The following is a 21,942-nucleotide window of genomic DNA, read 5'->3' as shown; positions in this document are numbered from 1 at the left end:
TTACTCGGGCGCTTCCAGCAGCGCCATAATTGCCCCGCCGCCGCCGACGCTCATCCCCACGAGTCCGCGCTCGACGTCCGGATCGTCCCGGAGCTGGTAGGCCAGACTGGCCGTGAGCATCCCGCCGGAGGCGCCGATCGGGTGGCCGAACGCGACCGCGCCCCCCGATGGATTCATCTTTTCGCGCGGGATGTCGAGTCGATCCATGACGTACACCGACTGGGCCGCGAACGCCTCGTTGATCCAGAACGCGTCGACGTCGTCGACTGCGAGGTCGTTGCGCTCGAGCAGCCCCGCGACGACGTCGCCGACGGCCTCGTTGAACCGGTCCGGGTCGCGGTAGGCGAGGTCGTAGTCGACGAGTTCCGCCATCGGCTCGAGGCCGCGGTCAGCGGCTGCGTCCGCGTCGGCGAGCAACACGGCGCCTGCGCCGTCGCTGAGCTTCGAGGCGTTCCCTGGAGTGATCGTCCCGTTCTCCCGGAATGAGGTGGCCAGGTCGGCCAGGTCCGACAGCGTCGAGTCGGGACGCGGCCCCTCGTCGGTGTTGACCGTCTCCCCTCCCGTTTCGATGGGAACGATCTCGTCGTCGAACGCCCCCGAATCGATCGCGTCGGTCGCCCGCTGATGGCTCTCGAGGGCGTACTCGTCCTGGGCCTCCCGAGAGATACCCTCGCGGTCGACGAGCCCCTCGGTTATCTCGCCCATGTGAACGTCGAGGTTGACGTCCCACAGCGAGTCCATGATCATCGAATCCTTCAGCGTCACGTCGCCGTGGCGACGCCCGGTGCGGTAGTCCGGCAGGATCCACGGCGCGTTCGTCATCGACTCGAAGCCGCCGGCGACCGCGAGGTCGGCGCGGCCCGCGTCGATCCGGTCGACCGCCAGCGCGATCGCCCGCAGTCCCGATCCCGAAGCCTCGTTCACCGTCGTCACCTGCGTCTCGTTCGGGAGCGACGATTCGACGACGGCCTGACGTGCCGGTACCTGGCCGATACCGGCCTGGATGGCGTTCCCGAGGGCGACCCAGTCGACGTCACCCCCGGAGACGTCGGTTCGCTCGAGCAGTCCGTCGAGCGCCGCCCGTCCCAGTTCGACCGCTTCGACGTCGGCGAGCGACCCGAGAAGGGTTCCGTGCGGCGTACGGGCGCCGCCGAGGACGACCACGTTGGTGGGATCTGTCATACCCGTGGGGACAGCACCGTCCCCGATCAATTTTTATGATCGTTACTCGCCCGTTCTACGGTAACAATTGAAACGGTTCGTATACCGATCGCACAGTCCGCGGTTCTCACTCACTTCGTGCTCACGGGTCGTTCCTCCCCGTTCGCTTCGCGGTTCTCACTCACTTCGGTCGCTCACGGGTCGTTCCTCCCCGTTCGCGTTCCGCGGTTCTCACTCACTTCGTTCGTTCCGAACCGCGCACGTTCCGAACCGCGCTCACTCCGAACCGCGTTCGTTCCGAACCGCGCACGTTCCGAACCGCGCTCGCTCCGAACCGCGCTCCCATCGTGCGACCGGGTGTGCACTGACGGGTAGCCACTGACCGTCAGTGGCTACTGTGTTCGCTCGCGTCGACCGCCCGCCGATCGATCGACTCGGCGTCCGGCCCGAACTCCTGCTCGAGCAACTCGGGGACGTCTTCGGGCGTCACGTCGGCGTACCACTCGTCGCGCGGTTGGATCGCGATCGCCGCGCCGTCCTCGCTGCAGAGACCCAGACAGCCAGTCGTCGTAACGCCGATCGGCGACCAGAACGCGCCCCGTTCGCGGAGCCACGACTTGACGGCCTCGACCGTCTCCTCGGCCCCGACGTCGGCACAGCAGGCGTACTCCGAGTCGCGGTCGTTCGTACAGACGAGGACACACGTCTCGAGTCGCTCTCGCTGTCGTTCGGTTTCCCTTCTCATCATCGGCCCGTCGTCGGTTCGGCGGACGCGCTTTCGATTCGGTCCGAGTCGGTATCGCTCGTCGCCATGAAATTCAACTTTGACTACTGAAAGTGAGGTTGTAAAGGTTGTGGTCCCGTATCGAACGGTCGTATTCAGCCGCGAGAACAGGTCGGACCACCGGAGTGGGATCGGAAATCGGACACCCGTACGCTATTACAACAGTCAGCACACCGAACGTGATGGTATCGAACGTATAATAGCGAGATGTCGAACGTTCGGCCCGACTGGTGGATAACGAAATCGTTTTCCTACGGCTACCGCTTGAATCGACTAACAACCAGAGACATGAGTGTACAACGACGGTCACTTGGAGGGAGACGCCGTGGCGGCTGAACGGATACTCGTCCCGCTGTCGGAGACGGTGACCGTCCGGCAGACAGTCGGCTACGCGGTCCGGGCCGGCCTCGAGCGCGCCGACTCGCTCGAGTGCCACCTGGTCGTCGCGCTGCCGAGCGACAGGGAGATGCCGGAGGGCCAGACCGAGGTCGACGCGGCCAGATCGCTGCTCTCGAAAGCGGAGAACTGGGTCTCGGAAGACGTCGGCGACTCGTCAGTGACGGTCGAGACGGCGGTTCTCGGGATGGACGAGTACCTCTTCGGTCCGCGGGACTTCGCCAGCACGTTCGCGTCGTACGGCGAGGAACACGACATCGACCACGTCGTCCTCGATCCGGAGTACCAGCCCGGGGCGTCGGCCGGAATGCTCCACCCTCTGGAGCGCGAGCTCGAGTCCGCCGGTCTGACGTACGACGAGGCGCCGGTCGAGCGACCGGCGCGCCACGAGCGCCTGATCGGCGACGGCACCCAGCGCTTCGACCGACTGTTCGCGATGTTCTGGATCTCCTACGGATTCTATCTCGTGCTCGGGGATCCGACCTACTGGTTCGATCTGGTCACCGGCGCGGCCGTCGCGGGAATCGTCTCCGTCTCGCTCGCACACATTACGTTCACGTTCCCGCTCGGTCGCGTACAGTCACCGCTCCGGACGCTCCGGTTCGCGATCTACGTCCCGTACCTGATCTGGGAGATCGTCAAGGCGAATCTCGCAATCTCGATCGTCATCCTGCGTCCGTCGATGCCGATCGATCCGAAGATGACGCGGGTCAACGCGCGCGTCAGAAGCGGTCTTCCGCTGCTCGCGCTGGCCAACAGCATCACGCTCACGCCGGGCACGCTCACGGTCCGGGCCGACGACCAGCGACTGATCGTCCACTCCCTGATCGCGAGCGCTCGCGACGATCTGTTCGACGGCTCGCTCGAACGGGCGGTCCGGTTCGTCTTCCACGGCCGCGAGTCGTCGGCGATCCCCTCGCCGCGCGAGCGCGGCGACGCCGAGGTTATCGGAGGTGACGAACTGTGACCGCCGAACTGATCAACGAGGTGTTCCTCGCGGCCGCGGCGCTGTTCGTCGTCCTCGCGATCATGATGTTCTACCGGGCCGTCGCCGGTCCGACCACTCAGGATCGGCTGCTCGCGGTGAACGTCCTCGGGACAAACACCGTCGTGATCCTCGCGCTGCTCGCCGCCGGACTCGACGAGCCGTGGTTCCTCGATATCGCGTTGATCTACGCCCTGCTCAACTTCCTGATGGCGATCGCCATCTCGAAGTTCACCGTCGAGAGAGGTGGTGTGCTGTGATCGAGACCGTCCGCTTCTGGGCGATCATCGTCCTCATCGTGTTCGGCCTGTTCTTCACGTTCGTCTCGGCAGTCGGCGTGCTCCGCCTGCCGGACGTGTACGCGCGCGCTCACACGGCGTCCCAGACGGACACGCTCGGTGCGGGGCTCGCGCTCGCTGCCGTCGCGCTCGCACTCGGCTGGCAGAACGCGACGGCCTACACCGTGTTGTTGCTGTTCTTCGTGTTCATCACGAATCCGACCGCGGCCCACGCCATCGCCCGTTCAGCGGCCGAATCCGGGATCGTTCCCTGGGAAAACGACACCGACGAGGAGGGTGAGTCGCGATGATCGAGACTGGCGTCGCGTACACGCTCGTGATCTTCATTCTCCTGGCCGCGGTAGCGACCGCGCTGTTCCGGGACGTGCTGTCGGCGATCGTCGTCTTCGGTGCCTACAGCCTCGGGATGGCGATCCTCTATACGTTCCTGCTCGCACCTGACGTCGCGATGACCGAGGCGGCGATCGGTGCCGGTGTGACGACGATCCTCCTGTTGCTGACGATCGCGCGGACGACCCGGCCGTCGGCGGATCGGCTCTTCGAGCGGATCAACGTCCCGGCCGTCGTCGTCGTCGGCGCGTTCGTGCTCGTGCTCATGACGCTGCTTCCGGACATGTACGCCGTCGGCGACTCGGATGCACCGATCTGGGGCGGCGGCGTCCTCGAGACGACGCCCTCGCTCTACTACGTCCAGGAGACGTTCGGCGACACCGGCGCCCAGAACGCCGTTTCCGCGGTGCTCGCCTCCTACCGTGGCTTCGACACCTTCGGCGAGGCCGTCGTCGTATTCGCAGCCGGTATCGCCGTTTTGCTCGTGCTGAAACGGGAGGTGTTCACGTAATGTCGCAATCTGAATCCTACGACGATGCCTACACGGAAAGCCAGGTGATCATGACCTCTGTCAAGATCATCGCACCGTTTACCCTCACCTACGGGATGTTCCTGAGTCTTCACGGGGCCGACACCCCCGGCGGGAGTTTCCAGGGCGGCGCGATCATCGGCGTCACCGTCCTCATGCTCGCGTTCGCGTTCGGGATCGAACCGACGCGAGCGTGGCTGAAGAACTCCTTCGTCGTCGGACTCGTCACCGGTGGCGTCGCCATCTTCATCGGCACCGGGTTCGCGACGATGGCCCTCGGCGGCAATTTCCTCGAGTACAACGCGTTCGTCGAAACCTTCGGAATCGCCCACTACTGGGGGATGGAAGCGATCGAGGTCGGTGGCGTCGCACTGATCGTCGCCGGCGTCATCATGACGCTGTTCTTCGCGACGGCGTCGGGGTTCACTCCGACCCGGCGCAGCCCGGGTCGACGCGAGGTGAGCGACGATGATTGAGTGGGGCCTCGAGATCCTCGCGACCCGCTACGCCTACGCCCTGATGTTCGTCCTGATGGGCGTCGGCATGTACATGATGATCGCCAACCAGAACCTCGTGAAGAAGCTGATCGGGGTCAACCTCTTCCAGACCGCGATCTTCCTGTTCTTCGTCGCGGTCGCCTACGTCGAGGGCGGAAAGTCGCCGGTCGTCCCCGCCGATCCGGATCCCGGAACGCTGTCGATGGCCAGTCCGCTCCCGCACGTGATCGTGCTGACCGCCATCGTCGTCGGGATCGCGCTGACCGCCGTCGGCCTCGCGCTGATCGTCCGGATCCACGCGGAGTACGGAACCCTCCGCGAGGACACCCTGCGGGAGGTGCGTGCCGATGAGTAACGCCGAACTCCTGTTGCCGCTGCTGGTCGCGGTGCCGATCCTCATGGCCGCGGTGCCGATCGCGCTCGGGCTGTGGTTCGACCGGACCGGCTGGTCGGTCACCGCGCTCACGACGGTCGGACTGTTCGCCGCGACGTCGTACGTCGCAGCCACCGTCTACGAGACCGGTCGCGAGGTCCACGTGCTCGGCGGCTGGGAAGAGCCCCAGGGAATCGGCATCGAACTCGTCGCCGACCCGTTCTCGGCGCTGATCGTGCTGCTGGTGACGGTGACCGCCGCCGGTCTCCTCGCGTACACGCGCACGGGCGGCCCGCGCGGGAACACGTTCTACGCCGGCTACCTGCTGCTCGTCGGCGGGCTGATCGGACTCTCGCTGACCGGCGACGTCTTCAACATGTTCGTCTTCCTCGAGATCGTCGGGCTCGGTACGTACGCCATGATCTCGAGCGGCGACGGCCCCGAGTCGGCGGTCGCGGCCCTGAAATACCTCATCCTGGGGACCGTCGGCGCCTCGCTGTACCTGATCGGCGTCGGCTTCCTGTTCATGGCGACCGGCGCGCTGAACATCGAAGTCCTTGGAACGGAGGCGATCCCCGCGATCGTCGAGGAGGGCGGCAGCGATCTGACGCTACTGCGCGCAGCGTTCGCCTTCATTTTCGTCGGCTTCGCGCTCAAGGTCGCACAGTGGCCGCTGCACACCTGGCAGCCCGACGCCTACCAGCACGCCCCCGACGGCGTGACGCCGCTGATCGCGGCGCTCGTCTCGACCGTTTCCGCGTACGCGCTCGGCCGGGTGATGTTCACCGCCTTCGGCGTCGAGTTCCTCGCGACGACGCCGTATCTCCAGGAAATCGTCGTCACCGTCGGCGCGGTCAGCGTGGTCGCGGGGAGTACGCTCGCGGTGGTCCAGCAGGACGTCAAGCGAATGTTCGCCTACTCGTCCGTCTCCCAGTTCGGCCTCGTCATCGCCGCCTACGGTGCGCTCACCGAGACGGCACTGGTCGGCGCGATCATCCACCTGATCGGTCACGGCGTCATGAAGGCCGGACTGTTCGTCGCCGCCGGCGTCATCGCGATCAGCTACGGCGCCCGGACCGTCGACGAGTACGCCGGCCTCGCCGAGAACAGACCGCTCGCCGCCGGTTCGACCGCGATCCTGCTGATCGCGCTGATCGGCATTCCGCCGTCGGCCGGCTTCATCGGCAAGTGGTATATCGCCGTCGGTGCGATCCAGGCCGAACTGTGGTCGATCGCCGCCGTGATCTTCCTCAGCACGATGCTGACGCTTGCGTACGCCGCCAGACTGCTCGAGAAGATGTACTTCACGCCGGCGACGCCGGTCGAATCGCCCCACCCGCCAGGGGTTGCAACCGACGGCGGCGAACCGAACGAGGGGCAGGAATCCTCGTCGGAGCACCGCACCGACGGCGGCGTCCTGGCCAACGAGAGTCGGTTCGAACGCGGCTCGCCAGACGCCGTCTCGCTGGGCATGTTCATCCTGCTCGTCGGCATCGCGATCTCGGCAGTGGTGCTCGGTTTCGCCGGCGGGCTGTTCTTCGAGTGGCTCGAGCCGTTCACCTCGGAGGTGTTTAACTAATGACTGAAGAATCCGTACTGCCGCTCGCCGCCGTTCTCGTCTCGGCGGTCGCGATGGTTTTGATTATTGCGTCGTACCGCTATCCGAACGTCCGCGAGGGCTGGTCCGTGCTGGCCGCGGTGGCGAAGTTCGGCATCGTCGCCAGCATGCTGCCCGGTGTGATGGACGGCACCGTCTACGAGTGGAGCCTGAGCCAGTCACTCGGCGTCGAGTTCCTCGCCGGGATCGACTTCGTGCTCCGCGCCGATCCGCTCGGCATGCTGTTCGCGATGCTCGCCAGTTTCCTCTGGATCTTCACCTCGTTCTATGCGGCGGGCTACATGCGCGGGCTCGACGAACACGCCCAGACGCGCTTTTTCGCCTCCTTCGCGGCCAGCCTCTCGACGGCGATCGGCATCGCCTTCGCCGGGAACCTGGTGACGATCTTCATCTTCTACGAACTGCTGAGCCTCGTCACCTACCCGCTGGTCGCCCACAACGAGGACGACGAAGCCCGCATCGCCGGCCGGAAGTACCTCACCTACACGTTCTTCGGCGGCGGGGTCTTCCTGCTCGCCGGGACGGTGCTGGTCTACTGGCTCACCAGTCTGACTACCGAGGGTGCGACGATTGCCTTCGAGACCGGCGGCATTACGGCGCTCGCTGAAGCGGCACAGCTCGAACCCGTCTTCGCGCAGGCCGCGTTCTACCTGCTGATCGCCGGCTTCGGGGTGAAGGCCGCGGTGATGCCCCTCCACTCCTGGCTGGCCGATGCGATGGTCGCGCCGACGCCCGTTTCGGGGCTGCTCCACGCGGTCGCCGTCGTCAAGTCTGGCGCGTTCGGCGTCGCTCGAGTTATCCTCGAGGTGTTCGGCCCGGGACTCATCCACGACCTCCCGCTTTCCGTTCCGGCTATCGGCGAGGTCGGGCTGAACGTCCCGGTCGCGATCCTGGCGGCCTTTACGTTGACTGCAGCCAGCATCATCGCGATGCGGAAAGACCACCTCAAGCGCCGGCTCGCGTTCTCGACGACGGCACAGCTGTCGTACATCGTGCTCGGGCTCTCGATACTGCATCCGTACGCGATCCTCGGGGCGCTGTTCCACATCCCCGCCCACGCGTTCGGGAAGCTCACCCTGTTCTTCTGTGCGGGAGCCGTCCACGTCGAGACCCACACCGACTACGTCAGCGAGATGGCCGGCATCGGCAAGCGGATGCCGCTGACGATGTCGGCGTTCGCCATCGGTGCCGCCGGGATGGCCGGCATGCCGCTGATCGCCGGCTTCGTCAGCAAGTTCTACATGCTGATCGGCTCCGGCTCGGTCGGCGGCGGCTACTGGATCTTCGCCTCGGCGCTGATCCTCTCCGGCATCCTCAACATCGCCTACCTCTGGCCGGTCGTCTACACGGCCTTCTTCGAGAGCGAGGAGCGCCACGACGCGAAACCGCTGTTCGAGTTCCCGCCGGGCGGCAAGCGCGAGTCGTACTTCGGAAACGAGGATCTCGCCGCTGATGGGGGTGAACCGAGTGAATCGAGGCGATCCTCGTCGGAGCTTTGCTCCGACGGTGGAGAGCGACCCCACGACGAGGGACAGCCACAGCCTGCCGACGAGGAAGGTGAGAAGGAAGCCAAGGGCGCCGGCACCCCCGAAGCGACCGACGAGGAGTCCGGGTACGCGGTCGATCAGTACCCGAGCGACACCGACGTTCCCCTGCCGAAGGGGAGCCACGACGACCACGCCGACGATCATCACGATCACGGCGATCACCACCACGGCGGCCCGCCGGCCGGCGGCTGGGAACGCCACTCGCCGTTCTCCGAGAGCACGTGGCTCATGATCGTGCCGATCAGCGTCATCGCGGTCGGCGCGGTCACGCTCGGCGTGATTCCGGACTACGCAGTGTTCCTCGACCTCGCGACCTACATCGTCGAGGGCGTCTTCGGGCTGGAGCTCTCGGAGATTCGTGAGATGAGCTGGGCGGAGATTCTCGAGGTGATGGACGAATGATCGAAGCTGACCTGTTGACGATGGCCTACCCGCCGCTGCTAATCTTTGCGGCGGCACTGCTCGTACTCGTACTGCCGCGGACGCTCGGCTTCGCGCTCGGCGCGCTGAGCCTCGCGTCCGTCGTTGCAATTTCGTTCCTCGCGCCCGACGGCGCACTGCTGTCCGGTACGTTCCTCGGGTTTGCGGACGTCCAGCCGTTCTACATCGACGAGTTCACCCGGATGATGGGTATCGCGCTCGGGTTCCTCGGCACCTTCGCCGTGATCTACGCCTACTCGAGCGAGGCCACCCGACAGATGACCGCGATCGCGCTGGCGTACGTCGCGAGTGCGATCGGTGCAGCGTTCGCGGGTGACTGGCTCTCGCTCGTGTTCATGTGGGAGATCATGGCTCTGACGAGCACGCTGCTCGTCTGGAACTACGGCGGCGACGCGGTCCGTGCGGGCTACCGCTACGCGCTCGCTCACGGTATCGGCGGAAGCCTGGTGCTGTTCGCGGTGGCGGCCCACTACGCCCAGGCTCGCACGTTCGTCTTCGGCGAGGGGGTCGAGTATGCCGACGCGGTGCTCGCGGGCGGGATCGCTCCCGGGTTACCGATGCTGCTCGCGATCCTGGGGATCGGCGTCAACGTCGCCTTCGTCGGGTTCCACACCTGGCTGCCCGACACCTACCCGCGCCCACACTTCGCGGCCTCGGTGTTCCTCGCGGCCTTCACCACCAAGACGAGCGCCTACGTCCTCCTGCGGGCGGTTCCGGAAGGCAACATCTACCTCGCCTACATGGGCGGGCTGATGGCCGTCTACGGCGTCGTCTTCGCGCTGCTCCAGCACGACATGCGGGCGCTGCTGTCCTACCACATTCAGGCCCAGCTCGGCTACATGGTCGCCGGGATCGGTATCGGGACGACCATCGGCGCCGCCGGCGCGATGGGACACCTGTTCAACAACGTCCTCTACAAGAGCCTGCTGTTCATGGCCGTCGGGGTCGTGATCTACCGCACCAAAGAAAACGACCTCTACAAGCTGGGCGGCCTCTGGCGCGAGATGCCGCTGACGGCGATCGCGTTCTTCATCGGTGCGCTCTCGATTACCGCCGTCCCCGGCTTCAGCGGCTTCATCAGCAAGGGGATGGTGCTCGACGCGGCGCAGGGCTACTTCGGCGGCCCCGAACACACCGCGCTGTTCTGGCTGCTGTTCATCGGCGCGATCGGGACCTTCCTCTCGTTCATCAAACTCGGCTACTACGTCTTCTTCCACGGCGAGAGCGACCGGGAAGTCCGTGACTCCAGGCCTGGACAGACGACCGCGATGTTCACCGTCGGCGGTGCGTGTGTCGTCCTCGGCCTGCCGGCGATCGGCTGGCCGATCTTCACCGATCTGTTGCCGCTGATCGACGGCACGCAGTTCGCCGGGCCGGAAGGCGTCGAGGAGCTTACGCCGTACAGCGTGGGTCACCTCGAGGACGCGGCCATCCTGATAGCCGTCTCGGCGGTCGGCTTCAAACTCATCCGCAAGCCGCTGTCGAAGATGGACTACTCCGACCCCGCGCTGATCGTGAACCCGACGGGGTACCACCTCGGCCGAACGTCGATGATCGCGATCACCGACCTCTACGCTGCCGTCGACGACGCCGTCGTCAGCTTCGTTACGAGCTGTTACTGGATCGGCAACAACCCGGCGCTGGCAGTCGACGAGACGGCTCGTCGGCTTCCCAACTGGGTCGTCGACGTCGAGGATCACCGGCCCGCCGACGGCGGTCGCCCGTCGACGATCCACCTCCGCGCGAGTATCGGACTCACCGTCCTGTTGCTCACGATCATCCTCACGATCGTGTTGTGGCTGCTCGTCTCCTGACGGCGCCGTCGGTTGCGGTTGCTATCCTTCCCTCTGTTCGAAGTTTCGAGACCGAGAGAACCGTTCGTCTCCGCTTGCCGTTCCGGGATGCCGTCAGTTCGATTCCGTGTCGTCCCGGACGCTCGAGTCGACCGAGTCGATCGTTTCGAACACCGGCTGGCGTTCCGGAACGGCGATCGACTGCTCGAGAACCGACGCCCGAAGCGCCGGACTGGAGTTCGAGGCTTCGCGCCTGTAGCCGACCGCTCCGTCACCGCGAACGCCGCGGGGCGTCAGGTAGTCGCCGTCGACGTCGACGCCGGCCTCCTCGCAGAGACGCCGCAGGACCGACCTGGCACCCTCGGCCGTGATCGCCGGCGGTGCGATCGATCGCTCACGCGCGACCTCACTCGCCGTCGACTCGGCCATCAGGGTGTCGATTTCGTCCTCGTCGTGGCCTCGATCCTGGAGAACGGTTCTGACGCGACGGGCGATCGACGGCGCGTGTCGTGTCGGAAACACCGGCCAGTCGTTCGACGGCGGATCGAGAACCACCCGGTATCGACGGAGCGGCGTCCGGGCCGCCGCGCCGAGCAGCACGTCCTCGAGTCGCTGGGATCTGCCGAGCACGCGAATCGTCCCTGTGTAGAAGTCGACGTCGTCCCAGGTCGCGCCCGTCCGCCGGTCGTCTTCGGGGACCCGGAACAGTTCGGCGCCGCGGACGTCCGAGTGGGCCAGTAACGCGACCATGGCGTACTCCCGCAGCCTGGTGCAGCGTTCGTTCCGATCGAACGCCTCGCCCGAGGACTCGAGCGCCCGCTCGCGGACGTACCCCTCGAGTTCTCGGCGCCGTTCGGCGGTCCATCCATCTCGATCGTCGCGCTCCTCGTAGGTATCCGCTGTCGGTAGCGCGTCTTCAGCCTCCTCGATCGCGGCCGGATTCGTCTCGAGAATCCCACCGCTAACGCACCACGAGAGAAACGCCCGGACGACGGCGTAGTAGGTACCGGCCGTCGAAGCCGTGTAGGCCCCCCGTTCGGTCCGGTCGCGAAGTTCGTCGGCGTAGGATCGCATGTGGGCCGTCTCGAGTGCGAACAGCGACCGAATCTCGTGTTCGTCCTCGAGCCACTCGGCCCACCGTCGGAGGACCGACTCGGCGTTCGATGCGTAGGTCCCTGCCCCGGGGCCGTCGGGGTCTCCGACGGCTTTCCGCTGGAGGTAGGTATCGACCGCGTCCGTGATCGAAACCTCGGTCACGACGTGACCACCTCGGCGATCGATTCCGGCAACGCCACCGTCGGTCGACGGTGTGAGCGAGGGTCCCGAGAACGCCGTCGCTCGAGGCGGCCTGTCGAACTCCGAGGGCAGGCGCTCGAGTGCTCCATCGTGTGATCGTCGCCGGCGCTCATCTCGTTCGAATGCTACTGCCGTATCACCCTAAATCTGGCTACCGCTGGATCGACTGCTCGGTCGAACAGTCGTCGAGTGGCCCACCGTCACCGCTCGAGTGAGAGCTCCTCCGTTTCGACGCCCGCGCGTTCGGCCCGCTCGTTGGCGTCGATCAGTTGCTCGAGTTTCGCCTCGAACTCCGTTTCCGAGAGTTCGCCCGCAGCGTATCGTTCCTGAAGTGTCGTTACGGGATCGACCGTCTCGTGTTCGGTGCGTATCTCGTCGGTGTCGTCGATCGATCCGACTCGCTGCGTGAGATACCAGACGAGAAAGACGCTGACCACGAGCAAGGCGGTTATCGCGACGGCGTAGATCGGACCGGCGAAGAGCAGTGCCGCGATGATGACGATGTCGGCGAGGACGAATTTGATGGCGAAGATCTCGGTGAGGCTGTATCCCCGTCCCGACCCGTCGGTGCCCATAGTGGACGTACGGTTCTTACGGAAATAATTGTAAGGGACTCGACTCGAGCCTCGCCGTCTGGAACCGATCGTTCGACGCTCTGTTCGAGTTCGTTCTCCAGATTCTGTATATTGATATACAGTTTATCCCTGCCCTGAACATCGATACAACGACATTTGGTATCGAAACGGTGTCGTTCATCAGTACGATCGGCAGCGTAGCAACTGCTGTCCACGCTTTGCCACCAGACCTGAACGCAAATTCACACCGTGATTCGAACTCTTGTTATTCGTTGCAGGTGCGATCAGCCCAGCAACTCTCGGGTAACCACGACGTGAACGATATCTACTCAACCTGTCCTGAACCACGGAGGAAGTCCGAACCCCCAGCCACGAAGAGCCATGATGACCCACTGAACTGAGCGACAGCTATAGTACCAACTGAAACGATTCACACACTGATCGCACTGTCCGCGGTTCTCACTCACTTCGGTCGCTCACGGGTCGTTCCTCCCCGTTCGCGTTCCGCGGTTCTCACTCACTTCGTTCGCTCCGAACCGCGCTCGCTCCGAACCGCGCACGTTCCGAACCGCGCACGTTCCGAACCGCGCTCTTGTCGTGCGATCAGGTGTGCATTGACCTTCAGTGACTACTATAGTGAACTCGTCTCCTACCGGGAGGCCACGACCCTCGACGCCGAGTTGGTGTATCGACCGACGGATTGGGCCACGTCCGCCGTGGACGACGAGCACCCACCGACTCTCGAGAGGGGTGCAAGCACGGCCAACGACATTACCGACATCCGTCCTCTCGATGGCAGTCCCGGGTTGCTCGAGTACCGGTCGGTTCTCAGTCCACACTCGGCGGTCGGTCACCACCGTCGGCCCGATTCGAGGAAGCCCACGAGAGTCACCGACTCTCGTCGGGGAAACCCATATTCGTTCACGCGCGTCTCGAGCCCCGGATTATCGACCGGGTTTCGACGGTCGAAGCTGTGGTTCGAGGGAGAACCGCGGACTGGAAGGATTGCGACTGTTCGTATGACTCCGCGAACGCGAACTGGCTCGAGCATCTCGTGGCCAGCCTCTCCATCCTCTGTGTAGCGAAGAGAACGGTCCGCTCGCCGAGACCGATCGGTGAACATTCCGTACCACGCCGTCCTTCGGGGGGCACTGGTTAATTATCGAAGGCAGCTGACACAGCAGATCAGTACAACTGTATGATGCATACCCCGAACCTCTTCGCGGTGTGTTTCTGGCAGTCTGCGGCCTCTTTGCCTCCGTCGACGGCGGGGGATACTCGTGGTCCCGATCCGTTTTTCGTTGCGATACTGCTGGGACGAGTGTTACTCGAGGCCACCGACACAGATTCGAACGACCGATAGCGAAAATCTCCTTCCCAACTGTTTCAGACGAACCTCGGCTGACAGACGAGGACCCGCCACGGCTACCGCGACTTATATTACATGTCGCTATACAAAATCGCGCTTGCCGGGCGAAGTACCTGGCGCGTGGTCGAGGAGCCGCACGATCATCGCGTTCAGTTCATCCGCCGGTCGATCTCGGTCGCGATCCACTCGCGGAGTTCCCGATCCGGCGTGAACCCGAGGTCGGACTCGAGCGGACGCGTATCGATCTCGAACTGCTCGATAACGCTCGAGTCGGCGTTCGGATTCTCGTGTAACTCGATTCCCGGCGACCGTCCGGTCGCGGTTCGGAGTTCGCTCGCGACCAATCCCGCTAGCTCGAGCACGCTGTAGGCCGTCCCGCTGCCGAGCACGTGCGATCGGGATTCGGAGTAGCCCGCGTCGACGGAATCGAGCGCCGCAACGATCGCCTCTGCGACGTCGCGAACGTGGACGAGATCGCGTTCCTGCGTCCCCGGACGGTGAACGGGGAGCGGTTCGCCGGCGCAGCCTCGATCGACGAAGAAGTCGACGACCGAGTTCCCGCCCTCCGAAGCGTCGTCGGACGTTCCGTAGACGTTGGTTACGCAAAGCGAGATGCTGGGTGTCCGATCGCCGGTAAGAGAGCGAACTGCCCGCTCGCCGAGGAGTTTCGTCCGACCGTACGTCGTCGTCGGGTTTCGGGGACTCGTCGCTGCGATCGGCCGGTTGGGAGGATCGCCGATCGCGGCGACGCTCGAGAGATGAACGAGCGGGACCTGCCGCTGTTGACACGCCCACGCGACGTTCGCCGCGCCCGTCGCGTTGACTTCGAACGCGAGATCCGGTTGCGAGTCACACGCGCCGACACCGACGAGTCCGGCCGTATTGACGACCGCGTCGAGTCCGTCGACGAACGATTCGACCGCGCCACGATCTCGGACGTCGACCGTCGGATACGCGTCGTGTGACGAGCCGGCGGCCGGACGCACGTCGTACCCGTTCGATCGCAGGGCGCGGACGACCGCGCCGCCGACGTAGCCGCTCGCTCCCAGAACGCCGATCCGGTTACTCATCGCCGTCGCCGAACTCGGCGGTTGCCGTATCGGGATTGATCGGCAACGGGGTCACGCCGTCGGCGTCCACGTCGGTCTCCTGGATCGTGGAATCGCTGTCCCCGTTGGGACTCGCCGTGGCTTGCTGTACGATCGAGACGATCTCGCTCTGGGACATGTGTCGAGTAGAGTTCGACGTGTACTCGTCCTCGAGACTGTTGGTGAACTCCAACTCGTCGTAGTGTGGATGAAGAACGAAGTGGTCCTCCCGCTCGTCGGTGTACCTGATCTCGTCTCTGGCAACCAGCTTTTCGTGGTAGCGCTCGCCCGGTTTCGCGCCGATCAGTTCGATCTCGATCTCGTCCGGATCGTATCCGAACTGCGGCGCGTACTGCCTGCGCATCGCTTCGGCGAGGTCGCCGACCGTCAGTGCCGGCATCTTCTTGACGAATACCTCTCCACCGTCCATGTTCAGACAGGAGTCGATCGCGAACTGAGCCGCGTCTTCGGGAAGCATCACGAACCGCGTCATCGACGGATCCGTGACCGTGAGCGGCCCACCAGCCTCGATCTGCTCGTAAAACAGTGGAACGACCGAGCCCTCGGTTCCGACGACGTTGCCGAAGCGGACCGAACCGAGCACGAGGTCGTCGGCCGAGCAGTACTTGTCGAACGACGAGATGATCCGTTCTGCGATGAGTTTCGTCGATCCCATGGTCGACGACGGATTCGCGGCTTTGTCCGTGCTCACGCCGAGCAGTCGATCGACGTCCGACTCGGCGGCCGCCTCGACGACGTTCCGGGTCCCCTCGATGTTCGTCTGGACGGCCCCGTACGGGTTGTCCTCGACCATCGGAACGTGTTTCATCGCTGCCACGTGAAAGACGACGTCGACGTCCCGCATTGCGATGGTCAACTGGTCCTTGTCACGGATGTTCGCGAGCACGTAATCCATCTCCGGCTCCCGCTCCTCGAACGAACCCTGAAACGCTGCCAGGCGCTGTTCGCTGTTGTCCAGGACGCGGATCAGGTTCGGCTCTCGGTCGGCGAGCCTCGAGACGATTTTGGAGCCGATCGAGCCACATCCACCCGTGATAAGGACGTTCCTGTCCGCGAGTTTGGAAGTCATTTACGGAAAGTAGTACCGACCTTCGAGGGTTTTGTAATTCAGAGAGTACACGAATGGAACGGTTATTCGGTCTCCCTACGGTGCGTCCGAATCCCTGAGAGTCGGGTTCTGTGAGGCAAAAGCAAACGATTAACAATGCCCGCAGTCGCCGAAGGGTCGTCGACACCGACCGATGGACGTTCTCGCTCTCAGCACGTACGACGATGCGCCGTTCATGAACCAACAGATCGATGCGCTCGAACAGCGAGGCGTCTCGTTCGAACGGCTCACTGTACCTGGACACGTATCGGCAGACGAATCCCGGGGTGCAAGCGACTATCTACGGTTCTTTCCCGAGGTGATCCGTGAGGCTCGCAACGGATACGATCTCATACACGCTCACTATGGGTTGACTGCCCCGATGGCACTCGCCCAGCGTCGACTCCCGGTCGTTCTGACCCTCTGGGGAACGGATCTCGACGGACCTGCGGGACCGCTCACGAAACTCTGCGCGTCGCGTTGCGAGGAAGTGATCGTCATGACCGACGGAATGCGTCATCGGCTCGGTACGGACTGCACCGTGATCACCTTCGGAATCGATCTCGATCTGTTTCGACCGATCGACAGTGACCGGGCGCGAGCGGAGGTCGGCTGGCCCGACGACGAACACCACGTACTGTTCCCCTACTCGCGGGAACGGACAGTCAAGAACTACCCGCGCGCGAAGCGGATCGTCGAAGCCGTCGACGACCGCGTCGATCGGCCGGTCAGGCTCCAGGCCGTTCACGGTGTCGATCACGAAACCGTCCCGACGTACATGAACGCCGCCGACGCGCTGTTGCTCACGTCGAAGCGAGAAGGATCGCCGACCTCGGTCAAAGAAGCGCTCGCGTGCAACCTTCCCGTCGTCGCGCTCGACGTCGGCGACGTGCGACAGCGACTCGCGGGCGTCGATCCGTCGACGGTCGCGACCTCCGACGAGGAACTCGTCTACGGACTCGTCGAGGCCCTCGAGCGTGGCGAGCGATCCGACGGCAGGGAGGCCGCCAGAGAGGTGAGCCAGGAGGAAACGATCGATCGGGTTCTCGACGTCTACGAGCGAGCGACCGACAGCGAGACGGAACTCGAACGGTCGAAACCCGCGGTTCCACAGCGATAACGGGTCGGGCCGTCGCAGAGAACGGCCGACGGTGGGTACGAGCCGTCGGTGTCGGGTTTCGGCGGACTACTTTTCGGTGACCTCGAGGACCTTGCCGGCGGCGACGGTCTGACCCATGTCTCGGATCGCGAAGCTCCCGAGTTCGGGAATCTCGCTGGATGGCTCGATGCTGAGTGGCTTCTGTGGGCGAACGGTCACGACGGCAGCGTCGCCGGCCTGGATGTAGTCGGGATCTTCCTCGTCGACCTCGCCGCTTGCGGGATCCATCTTCTTGTCGAGGGACTCGATCGTCCCGGCGACCTGTGCGGTGTGGGCATGAAACACCGGGGTGTAGCCGGCGGTGATGACCGAGGGGTGTTGCATGACGACGATCTGGGCCTGGAACGTCTCCGCCACCTTCGGCGGGTCTTCGGCCGGGCCGCAGACGTCGCCGCGACGGATGTCGTCCTTGCCGACGCCACGGACGTTGAACCCGACGTTGTCGCCGGGGTCGGCGACGTCGATCTCCTCGTGGTGCATCTCGATCGTCTTCACTTCGCCGCCCACGTCGCTGGGCTGGAACGAGACGCTGTCGCCGGTCCGTAGCTGGCCCGTCTCGATCCGGCCGACGGGGACGGTCCCGATCCCCGAGATCGTGTAGACGTCCTGGATCGGGAGTCGGAGCGGCGCGTCCGTCGGCGGCTCCGGCTCCGGCAGGTCGTTCAGGGACTCGAGGATCGTCGGGCCGTCGTACCACGGCGTGTTCTCGCTTCGTTCAGCGACGTTGGTCCCGTCGAACGCCGACATCGGGACGAACGAGGCGTCGTCGACGGCGAACCGGACCTGTTTGAGCAAGCTCTTCACCTCGTCGACGACCTCGCGATACCGGTCCTCGTCGTACTCGACGAGATCCATCTTGTTGACGCCGATGATGAGTTCGTCGATACCCAGCGTGCGCGCGAGGAAGACGTGCTCCTGGGTCTGGGGTGCGACGCCGTCGTCGGCAGCGACGACGAGGACGGCGTTGTCGGCCTGGCTCGCACCCGTTATCATGTTCTTGACGAAGTCACGGTGGCCGGGTGTGTCCACGACCGTGAAATAGTACTCGTCCGTGTCGAACTCCTGGTGAGCGATGTCGATCGTCAGGCCGCGCTCGCGTTCCTCGGCGAGATTGTCCATCACGTAGGCGAACTCGAAGCCGCCTTTTCCCTTCTCTTCTGCTTCCTCTCGGTGCTGTTCGATGACGTGTTCCGGAACGTTCCCCGTCTCGAACAGCAGTCGACCAACCAGCGTGCTCTTCCCGTGATCTACGTGGCCGATGATCGCCAGGTTCTGGTGGGGTTTGTCTGCCATAGTGCTCCTCTAGTGACTAGCCGTTGACGAAGCGTAAATGTTTGTCAATAGATAGCACATCTGGAGCGTTCGGGGTGCCCGTTACTTCAGTCAGAACCGACGCGGGTGCGAGGCCTCTCGCCCGCTCGAGACGGTCCCGGATAGTTAGATCCGCTCGAGACGGCCGCTGGATAGTCGGGGCCGGTCTCGAGTGACCGAACGCCGATCGACGGTCGTCTGCGGGAAACCCGACCATGGACGACGCCACATATAGTATGGTTCGGTTCCGCCCGTGTGATAGGATCAATCATGGCAAATTCAGAGGCAAAGACTGCACGAGCAGAGTGGGGGACGCGATTCGGGTTCTTGATGGCGATGGTCGGCGCCATGGTCGGCGCAGGGAACATCTGGCGTTTCCCCTTCGTCATGGGCGACAACGGCGGGGGCGCGTTCATCGTCGCGTTTCTCGTCTTGCTGTTCGTTCTCGCAGTTCCGGGCTTGATGGCAGAAGTGGCGTTAGGACGGTACACAAACAAGGGAATCGTCGGCGCGTTTCGCGACGTTACCGGCCGCGGCGGCATGGTCGGGTTCGGCGTCGTCGTGTTGATGGTGAACATCGCGTTGATGTCGTACTACTCGCCCGTAATCGGCTGGACGCTGTACTACGCGGTCCACTCGCTGCTGTTCACGTTCACGGCACCCGGCTTCGAGGCAGGAGCGTTCATGGACGACATGTTCGAGAACGGGCTACTCGTGGTCGGGCTTCACACCGTGGTAATGGCAGCGATCGCCGGAGTGCTCGCACTCGGTATCCGCGAGGGTGTCGAGCGGATCGTCGTGTACGCCGTGCCGGCACTGGTGATTTCGCTCGTCGTCATGACGGTTCGCGGACTGACGCTTCCCGGCGCGAGCGAGGGTCTGGCGTTTACCTTCGGCATCCAGTGGGAGTACCTGACCTACAGCGACACCTGGATCGCCGCACTCGGACAGGCGCTCTTCTCGACCGGACTCGGCTGGGGGATCGCGATGACGATCGGGAGCTACCTGCGAGAGTACGACGACGTCCCGCTCGGCGGCGGCGTGTTCACGGCGATCGGCGAGTCGAGCGTCGGCATCCTCGCAGCGCTCGCGATCTTTCCGATCGTCTTCGCGGTCGGCGCCGAGCCCAACGCGGGCCCCGGACTTGCGTTCGTCTCGCTCGTTCAAGTGTTCCCAGAGATTCCGCTCGGTGGTCTCGTTGGCATACTGTTCTTCGTCGGGTTCTTCCTGGCGACGTTCACGTCGGGTCTCCTCATCACCGAAGTCGGCGTGACGACGGTGGCGGAGGAAACGCGATTTGACCGCACACAGACCGTTCTCGGCGTCTGTGGCGGTATCTGGCTGCTCGGAATCCCGAGTGCGTACGACGTCGCGATCCTGGACTATCTGGACTTCGTCTTCGCAAACTGGGGACTGCCGCTGGCCACGCTCATGATCATCGGCATCATCGGCTGGGTCATGGGGCCAAAACGCCTGCGTCTGCTCGCGGTCAACCAGAACGCCGGCATCTACGTCGGACGCTGGTGGGACCCGGTTATCAAGTACGTGATTCCCGCGGTGATGATCTTCATCATGGGGTACTTCGCCTACGACAACTTCGGTACGGCCGAGATGTACGGCGGAATGGCCGTACTCGTCGGATTCCCGATTATCGGCTACGTGCTCATGTCTCTGGTGAGCAGACGAGACGCACGCTCTGAGGCGACGAAGGTTCCAGGAGGTGACGACTGATGGCGCTGACAGGCCCCGTTCTCGGCATGCTCGCGTTCACGCTGCTCACGTTCTGGGGGATCGCTAGCTGGGCGCTCGTCCGCACCCTGCGCCAGGAGGGGCGCAAGGTCGAACTTCTCGAGCACCAGGATCGGATCGACACCTACTCGCCGCAAGCGCTCGCCGAACTGCGCGAGTGGGTCGAGGACAATCCAGACGACCCGCTGGCGGATCAGGCTCGGCGCCAGTACAACGAGTGCGTCGACGTCCTCGAGGAAACCGATCGGCACTTCTACGACTGGAGTCGAGAGGAGATCGAGTCGCTCGATCGGCTGTAATCACCCCGCTAACGTTCGATCATGCAGACCAACACACTCATCGAAACGCTCGATACCCACACGGCAGGCGAGCCCACTCGTATCGTCACGAGCGGCGTCGACCGATCGCAGATTCGCGGCGGCAGCGTCGCCGACCAGCGAGATCGGTTCGCAGAGAGCCACGACTGGCTGCGCGAGCTACTGATGTGCGAACCGCGCGGCCACGACGATATGTTCGGCGCGGTCCCGGCCGAGCCTCGAGCCGACGAGGCCGACCTCGGGCTGTTCTTCATGGACAGTCGCGGCTATCTCGACATGTGCGGACACGGAACCATCGGCGCCGTGACGGCGCTGATCGAAACCGGGCAGCTCGCACACCGCGAGACGGTGATCGTCGAAACGCCGGCTGGCCTCGTTCGCACGCATCCAACGATGGTCGACGGGCGCGTCGAACGTGTCGCGATCGAGAACGTCGACTCGTTCGTCTACGACGCCGTGACGGTCTCGGTCGAGTACGACGGCGCGGTCCACTCGATCCCCGTCGACGTCGTCTTCGCCGGCAACGCGTTCGCGCTGGTCGACGCCGACGAGATCGGGGTCGCGGTCGAGCCCAAACGCGCCGACGAGTTCGTCGAACTCGGACTCGCCATCCGCAGCGCCGTCAACGACGCTCTCGAGATCACGCACCCGTTTACGGGCGAGCGAGACGAGGTGTCGATCGTCGAGTGCTACGAGCGCGGCGAGGACGCGGACCGGAACGTCGTCGTCTTCGGCGACGGCCAGGTGGATCGCTCCCCCTGCGGAACGGGCACCTGCGCCAAGATGACGCTGCTCCACCACGACGGAGAGCTAGCGGTCGAGGAACCGTATCGCTACGAGAGTATCATCGGCACGCGGTTTTCGGGACGGCTCCTCGAGGCGACCTCGCGGAAGGGAATTACGGTAACGACGCCCGAGGTGACCGGCTCCGCTCACATCACCGGCCAGCACACGTTCCTCAGAGACGAGCGCGACGACCTGGCCAGCTTTTCGCTTTCGACCGCGACCGGGGGCGACTGAGCGGATCAGCGCTGCCGTTTCCGGTCGTTCGACGGGAGGGGAGTCGGACGGAAGGGAACAGAAGGGAACGGAAAACGAAGACGGAGGGACTGTTAGAATTCTCCTCTCCGAAGCAATTCGTGACCGAAGCAGCTGTCAGGTAGAGAGGCAAACGGAACCGACGGTTCCCGAAGAAGATCCACCACTGGTGCAAGCGG

The 21,942-nt window shown here is 64.3% G+C and carries 20 protein-coding genes; 13 read left to right on the top strand and 7 right to left on the bottom strand.

Features of this window, described 5'->3' with window-relative positions; genetic code table 11:
* Together CV102_RS16070 and CV102_RS16060 are read right to left on the bottom strand one after the other, a co-directional pair.
* Entirely contained in the window at positions 1 to 1,182 is a 1,182-nt protein-coding gene (locus CV102_RS16070; RefSeq protein WP_148859031.1) for a thiolase family protein, read from the bottom strand.
* A gap of 364 nt (positions 1,183 to 1,546) precedes the next feature.
* Positions 1,547 to 1,906, bottom strand: a complete 360-nt coding sequence (locus CV102_RS16060) for a (2Fe-2S) ferredoxin domain-containing protein (protein ID WP_148859030.1) — start codon at positions 1,904 to 1,906, stop codon at positions 1,547 to 1,549.
* A gap of 364 nt (positions 1,907 to 2,270) precedes the next feature.
* On the opposite strand from CV102_RS16060, the gene CV102_RS16055 reads away from it, so the two are divergent.
* From CV102_RS16055 to CV102_RS16015, 9 genes are all read left to right on the top strand, one after another.
* Positions 2,271 to 3,308 carry a monovalent cation/H+ antiporter subunit E gene (locus CV102_RS16055; protein ID WP_148859029.1) on the top strand — a complete coding sequence of 346 codons (1,038 nt, stop codon included), beginning with the start codon at positions 2,271 to 2,273 and terminating at the stop codon, positions 3,306 to 3,308.
* 62 nt (positions 3,309 to 3,370) lie between these two features.
* Complete coding sequence (locus CV102_RS16050; RefSeq protein ID WP_394326824.1) at positions 3,371 to 3,586, top strand: cation:proton antiporter; 216 nt, start codon at positions 3,371 to 3,373, stop codon at positions 3,584 to 3,586.
* Positions 3,583 to 3,915, top strand: coding sequence for a monovalent cation/H(+) antiporter subunit G (mnhG, locus tag CV102_RS16045; protein WP_148859027.1), 333 nt, complete (start codon positions 3,583 to 3,585; stop codon positions 3,913 to 3,915). The genes CV102_RS16050 and mnhG overlap by 4 nt, the downstream gene beginning before the upstream one ends.
* Positions 3,912 to 4,466 (top strand): DUF4040 domain-containing protein, encoded by a 555-nt coding sequence (locus tag CV102_RS16040; RefSeq protein ID WP_148859026.1) that lies wholly within the window; start codon positions 3,912 to 3,914, stop codon positions 4,464 to 4,466. Before mnhG ends, CV102_RS16040 begins: the two co-directional genes overlap by 4 nt.
* Positions 4,466 to 4,960 carry an MnhB domain-containing protein gene (locus CV102_RS16035; protein ID WP_148859025.1) on the top strand — a complete coding sequence of 165 codons (495 nt, stop codon included), beginning with the start codon at positions 4,466 to 4,468 and terminating at the stop codon, positions 4,958 to 4,960. The genes CV102_RS16040 and CV102_RS16035 overlap by 1 nt, the downstream gene beginning before the upstream one ends.
* Positions 4,953 to 5,336, top strand: a complete 384-nt coding sequence (locus CV102_RS16030) for a cation:proton antiporter subunit C (RefSeq protein ID WP_148859024.1) — start codon at positions 4,953 to 4,955, stop codon at positions 5,334 to 5,336. Before CV102_RS16035 ends, CV102_RS16030 begins: the two co-directional genes overlap by 8 nt.
* Positions 5,329 to 6,933 carry a proton-conducting transporter transmembrane domain-containing protein gene (locus tag CV102_RS16025; RefSeq protein WP_148859023.1) on the top strand — a complete coding sequence of 535 codons (1,605 nt, stop codon included), beginning with the start codon at positions 5,329 to 5,331 and terminating at the stop codon, positions 6,931 to 6,933. Before CV102_RS16030 ends, CV102_RS16025 begins: the two co-directional genes overlap by 8 nt.
* A complete protein-coding gene (locus tag CV102_RS16020) occupies positions 6,933 to 8,921 on the top strand; it encodes a proton-conducting transporter transmembrane domain-containing protein (protein ID WP_148859022.1) in 1,989 nt (662 codons plus the stop codon). The genes CV102_RS16025 and CV102_RS16020 overlap by 1 nt, the downstream gene beginning before the upstream one ends.
* On the top strand, positions 8,918 to 10,774 hold the full coding sequence (locus CV102_RS16015; RefSeq protein ID WP_148859021.1) for a Na(+)/H(+) antiporter subunit D: 1,857 nt from the start codon (positions 8,918 to 8,920) through the stop codon (positions 10,772 to 10,774). Before CV102_RS16020 ends, CV102_RS16015 begins: the two co-directional genes overlap by 4 nt.
* Positions 10,775 to 10,867: 93 nt before the next feature.
* Here the strand turns inward: CV102_RS16015 and CV102_RS16010 are convergent, their stop codons facing one another.
* The 4 genes from CV102_RS16010 to CV102_RS15990 form a co-directional block, all read right to left on the bottom strand.
* Positions 10,868 to 12,010, bottom strand: a complete 1,143-nt coding sequence (locus CV102_RS16010) for a tyrosine-type recombinase/integrase (RefSeq protein ID WP_148859020.1) — start codon at positions 12,008 to 12,010, stop codon at positions 10,868 to 10,870.
* A gap of 239 nt (positions 12,011 to 12,249) precedes the next feature.
* Entirely contained in the window at positions 12,250 to 12,624 is a 375-nt protein-coding gene (locus tag CV102_RS16005) for an SHOCT domain-containing protein (protein ID WP_148859019.1), read from the bottom strand.
* Positions 12,625 to 14,142: 1,518 nt separating this feature from the next.
* On the bottom strand, positions 14,143 to 15,063 hold the full coding sequence (locus tag CV102_RS15995) for an NAD-dependent epimerase/dehydratase family protein (RefSeq protein WP_148859018.1): 921 nt from the start codon (positions 15,061 to 15,063) through the stop codon (positions 14,143 to 14,145).
* A complete protein-coding gene (locus CV102_RS15990) occupies positions 15,056 to 16,171 on the bottom strand; it encodes an SDR family NAD(P)-dependent oxidoreductase (RefSeq protein ID WP_148859017.1) in 1,116 nt (371 codons plus the stop codon). Before CV102_RS15990 ends, CV102_RS15995 begins: the two co-directional genes overlap by 8 nt.
* A 172-nt stretch (positions 16,172 to 16,343) precedes the next feature.
* Between CV102_RS15990 and CV102_RS15985 the strand changes: the two genes are divergently transcribed.
* Complete coding sequence (locus tag CV102_RS15985; protein WP_148859016.1) at positions 16,344 to 17,309, top strand: glycosyltransferase; 966 nt, start codon at positions 16,344 to 16,346, stop codon at positions 17,307 to 17,309.
* 66 nt (positions 17,310 to 17,375) lie between these two features.
* On the opposite strand, the gene tuf is transcribed toward CV102_RS15985, so the two are convergent.
* Positions 17,376 to 18,641 (bottom strand): translation elongation factor EF-1 subunit alpha, encoded by a 1,266-nt coding sequence (tuf, locus tag CV102_RS15980; protein WP_148859015.1) that lies wholly within the window; start codon positions 18,639 to 18,641, stop codon positions 17,376 to 17,378.
* A 288-nt stretch (positions 18,642 to 18,929) separates the two neighbouring features.
* Here tuf and CV102_RS15975 point away from each other — a divergent pair, with 288 nt between their 5' ends.
* The 3 genes from CV102_RS15975 to CV102_RS15965 are packed head-to-tail and all read left to right on the top strand — an operon-like array spanning position 18,930 to position 21,745.
* Entirely contained in the window at positions 18,930 to 20,390 is a 1,461-nt protein-coding gene (locus CV102_RS15975; RefSeq protein ID WP_148859014.1) for a sodium-dependent transporter, read from the top strand.
* Positions 20,390 to 20,707: a hypothetical protein gene (locus tag CV102_RS15970; protein WP_148859013.1), complete on the top strand. Its 318-nt coding sequence runs from the start codon at positions 20,390 to 20,392 to the stop codon at positions 20,705 to 20,707. The genes CV102_RS15975 and CV102_RS15970 overlap by 1 nt, the downstream gene beginning before the upstream one ends.
* 21 nt (positions 20,708 to 20,728) lie before the next feature.
* A complete protein-coding gene (locus tag CV102_RS15965) occupies positions 20,729 to 21,745 on the top strand; it encodes a proline racemase family protein (protein WP_148859012.1) in 1,017 nt (338 codons plus the stop codon).
* Positions 21,746 to 21,942: the final 197 nt, after the last annotated feature.

The organism is Natronococcus pandeyae, from assembly GCF_008122205.1.
Classification (GTDB): Archaea; Halobacteriota; Halobacteria; order Halobacteriales; family Natrialbaceae; genus Natronococcus; species Natronococcus pandeyae.
The sequence above is the reverse complement of the archived record's forward strand: the minus strand, read 5'-3'. Positions and strand labels throughout refer to the sequence as shown.

Coding starts and splice junctions, on each gene's coding strand:
- CV102_RS16015 (WP_148859021.1), top strand. CDS start 8,918: ATGATCGAAGCTGACCTGTTGACGATGGCCTACCCGCCGCTGCTAATC.
- CV102_RS16060 (WP_148859030.1), bottom strand. CDS start 1,906: ATGAGAAGGGAAACCGAACGACAGCGAGAGCGACTCGAGACGTGTGTC.
- CV102_RS16025 (WP_148859023.1), top strand. CDS start 5,329: ATGAGTAACGCCGAACTCCTGTTGCCGCTGCTGGTCGCGGTGCCGATC.
- CV102_RS15970 (WP_148859013.1), top strand. CDS start 20,390: ATGGCGCTGACAGGCCCCGTTCTCGGCATGCTCGCGTTCACGCTGCTC.
- CV102_RS16005 (WP_148859019.1), bottom strand. CDS start 12,624: ATGGGCACCGACGGGTCGGGACGGGGATACAGCCTCACCGAGATCTTC.
- CV102_RS15975 (WP_148859014.1), top strand. CDS start 18,930: ATGGCAAATTCAGAGGCAAAGACTGCACGAGCAGAGTGGGGGACGCGA.
- CV102_RS16050 (WP_394326824.1), top strand. CDS start 3,371: ATGATGTTCTACCGGGCCGTCGCCGGTCCGACCACTCAGGATCGGCTG.
- CV102_RS15985 (WP_148859016.1), top strand. CDS start 16,344: ATGGACGTTCTCGCTCTCAGCACGTACGACGATGCGCCGTTCATGAAC.
- CV102_RS16030 (WP_148859024.1), top strand. CDS start 4,953: ATGATTGAGTGGGGCCTCGAGATCCTCGCGACCCGCTACGCCTACGCC.
- CV102_RS15995 (WP_148859018.1), bottom strand. CDS start 15,063: ATGAGTAACCGGATCGGCGTTCTGGGAGCGAGCGGCTACGTCGGCGGC.
- CV102_RS15990 (WP_148859017.1), bottom strand. CDS start 16,171: ATGACTTCCAAACTCGCGGACAGGAACGTCCTTATCACGGGTGGATGT.
- CV102_RS15965 (WP_148859012.1), top strand. CDS start 20,729: ATGCAGACCAACACACTCATCGAAACGCTCGATACCCACACGGCAGGC.
- CV102_RS16035 (WP_148859025.1), top strand. CDS start 4,466: ATGTCGCAATCTGAATCCTACGACGATGCCTACACGGAAAGCCAGGTG.
- CV102_RS16020 (WP_148859022.1), top strand. CDS start 6,933: ATGACTGAAGAATCCGTACTGCCGCTCGCCGCCGTTCTCGTCTCGGCG.
- CV102_RS16040 (WP_148859026.1), top strand. CDS start 3,912: ATGATCGAGACTGGCGTCGCGTACACGCTCGTGATCTTCATTCTCCTG.
- CV102_RS16070 (WP_148859031.1), bottom strand. CDS start 1,182: ATGACAGATCCCACCAACGTGGTCGTCCTCGGCGGCGCCCGTACGCCG.
- tuf (WP_148859015.1), bottom strand. CDS start 18,641: ATGGCAGACAAACCCCACCAGAACCTGGCGATCATCGGCCACGTAGAT.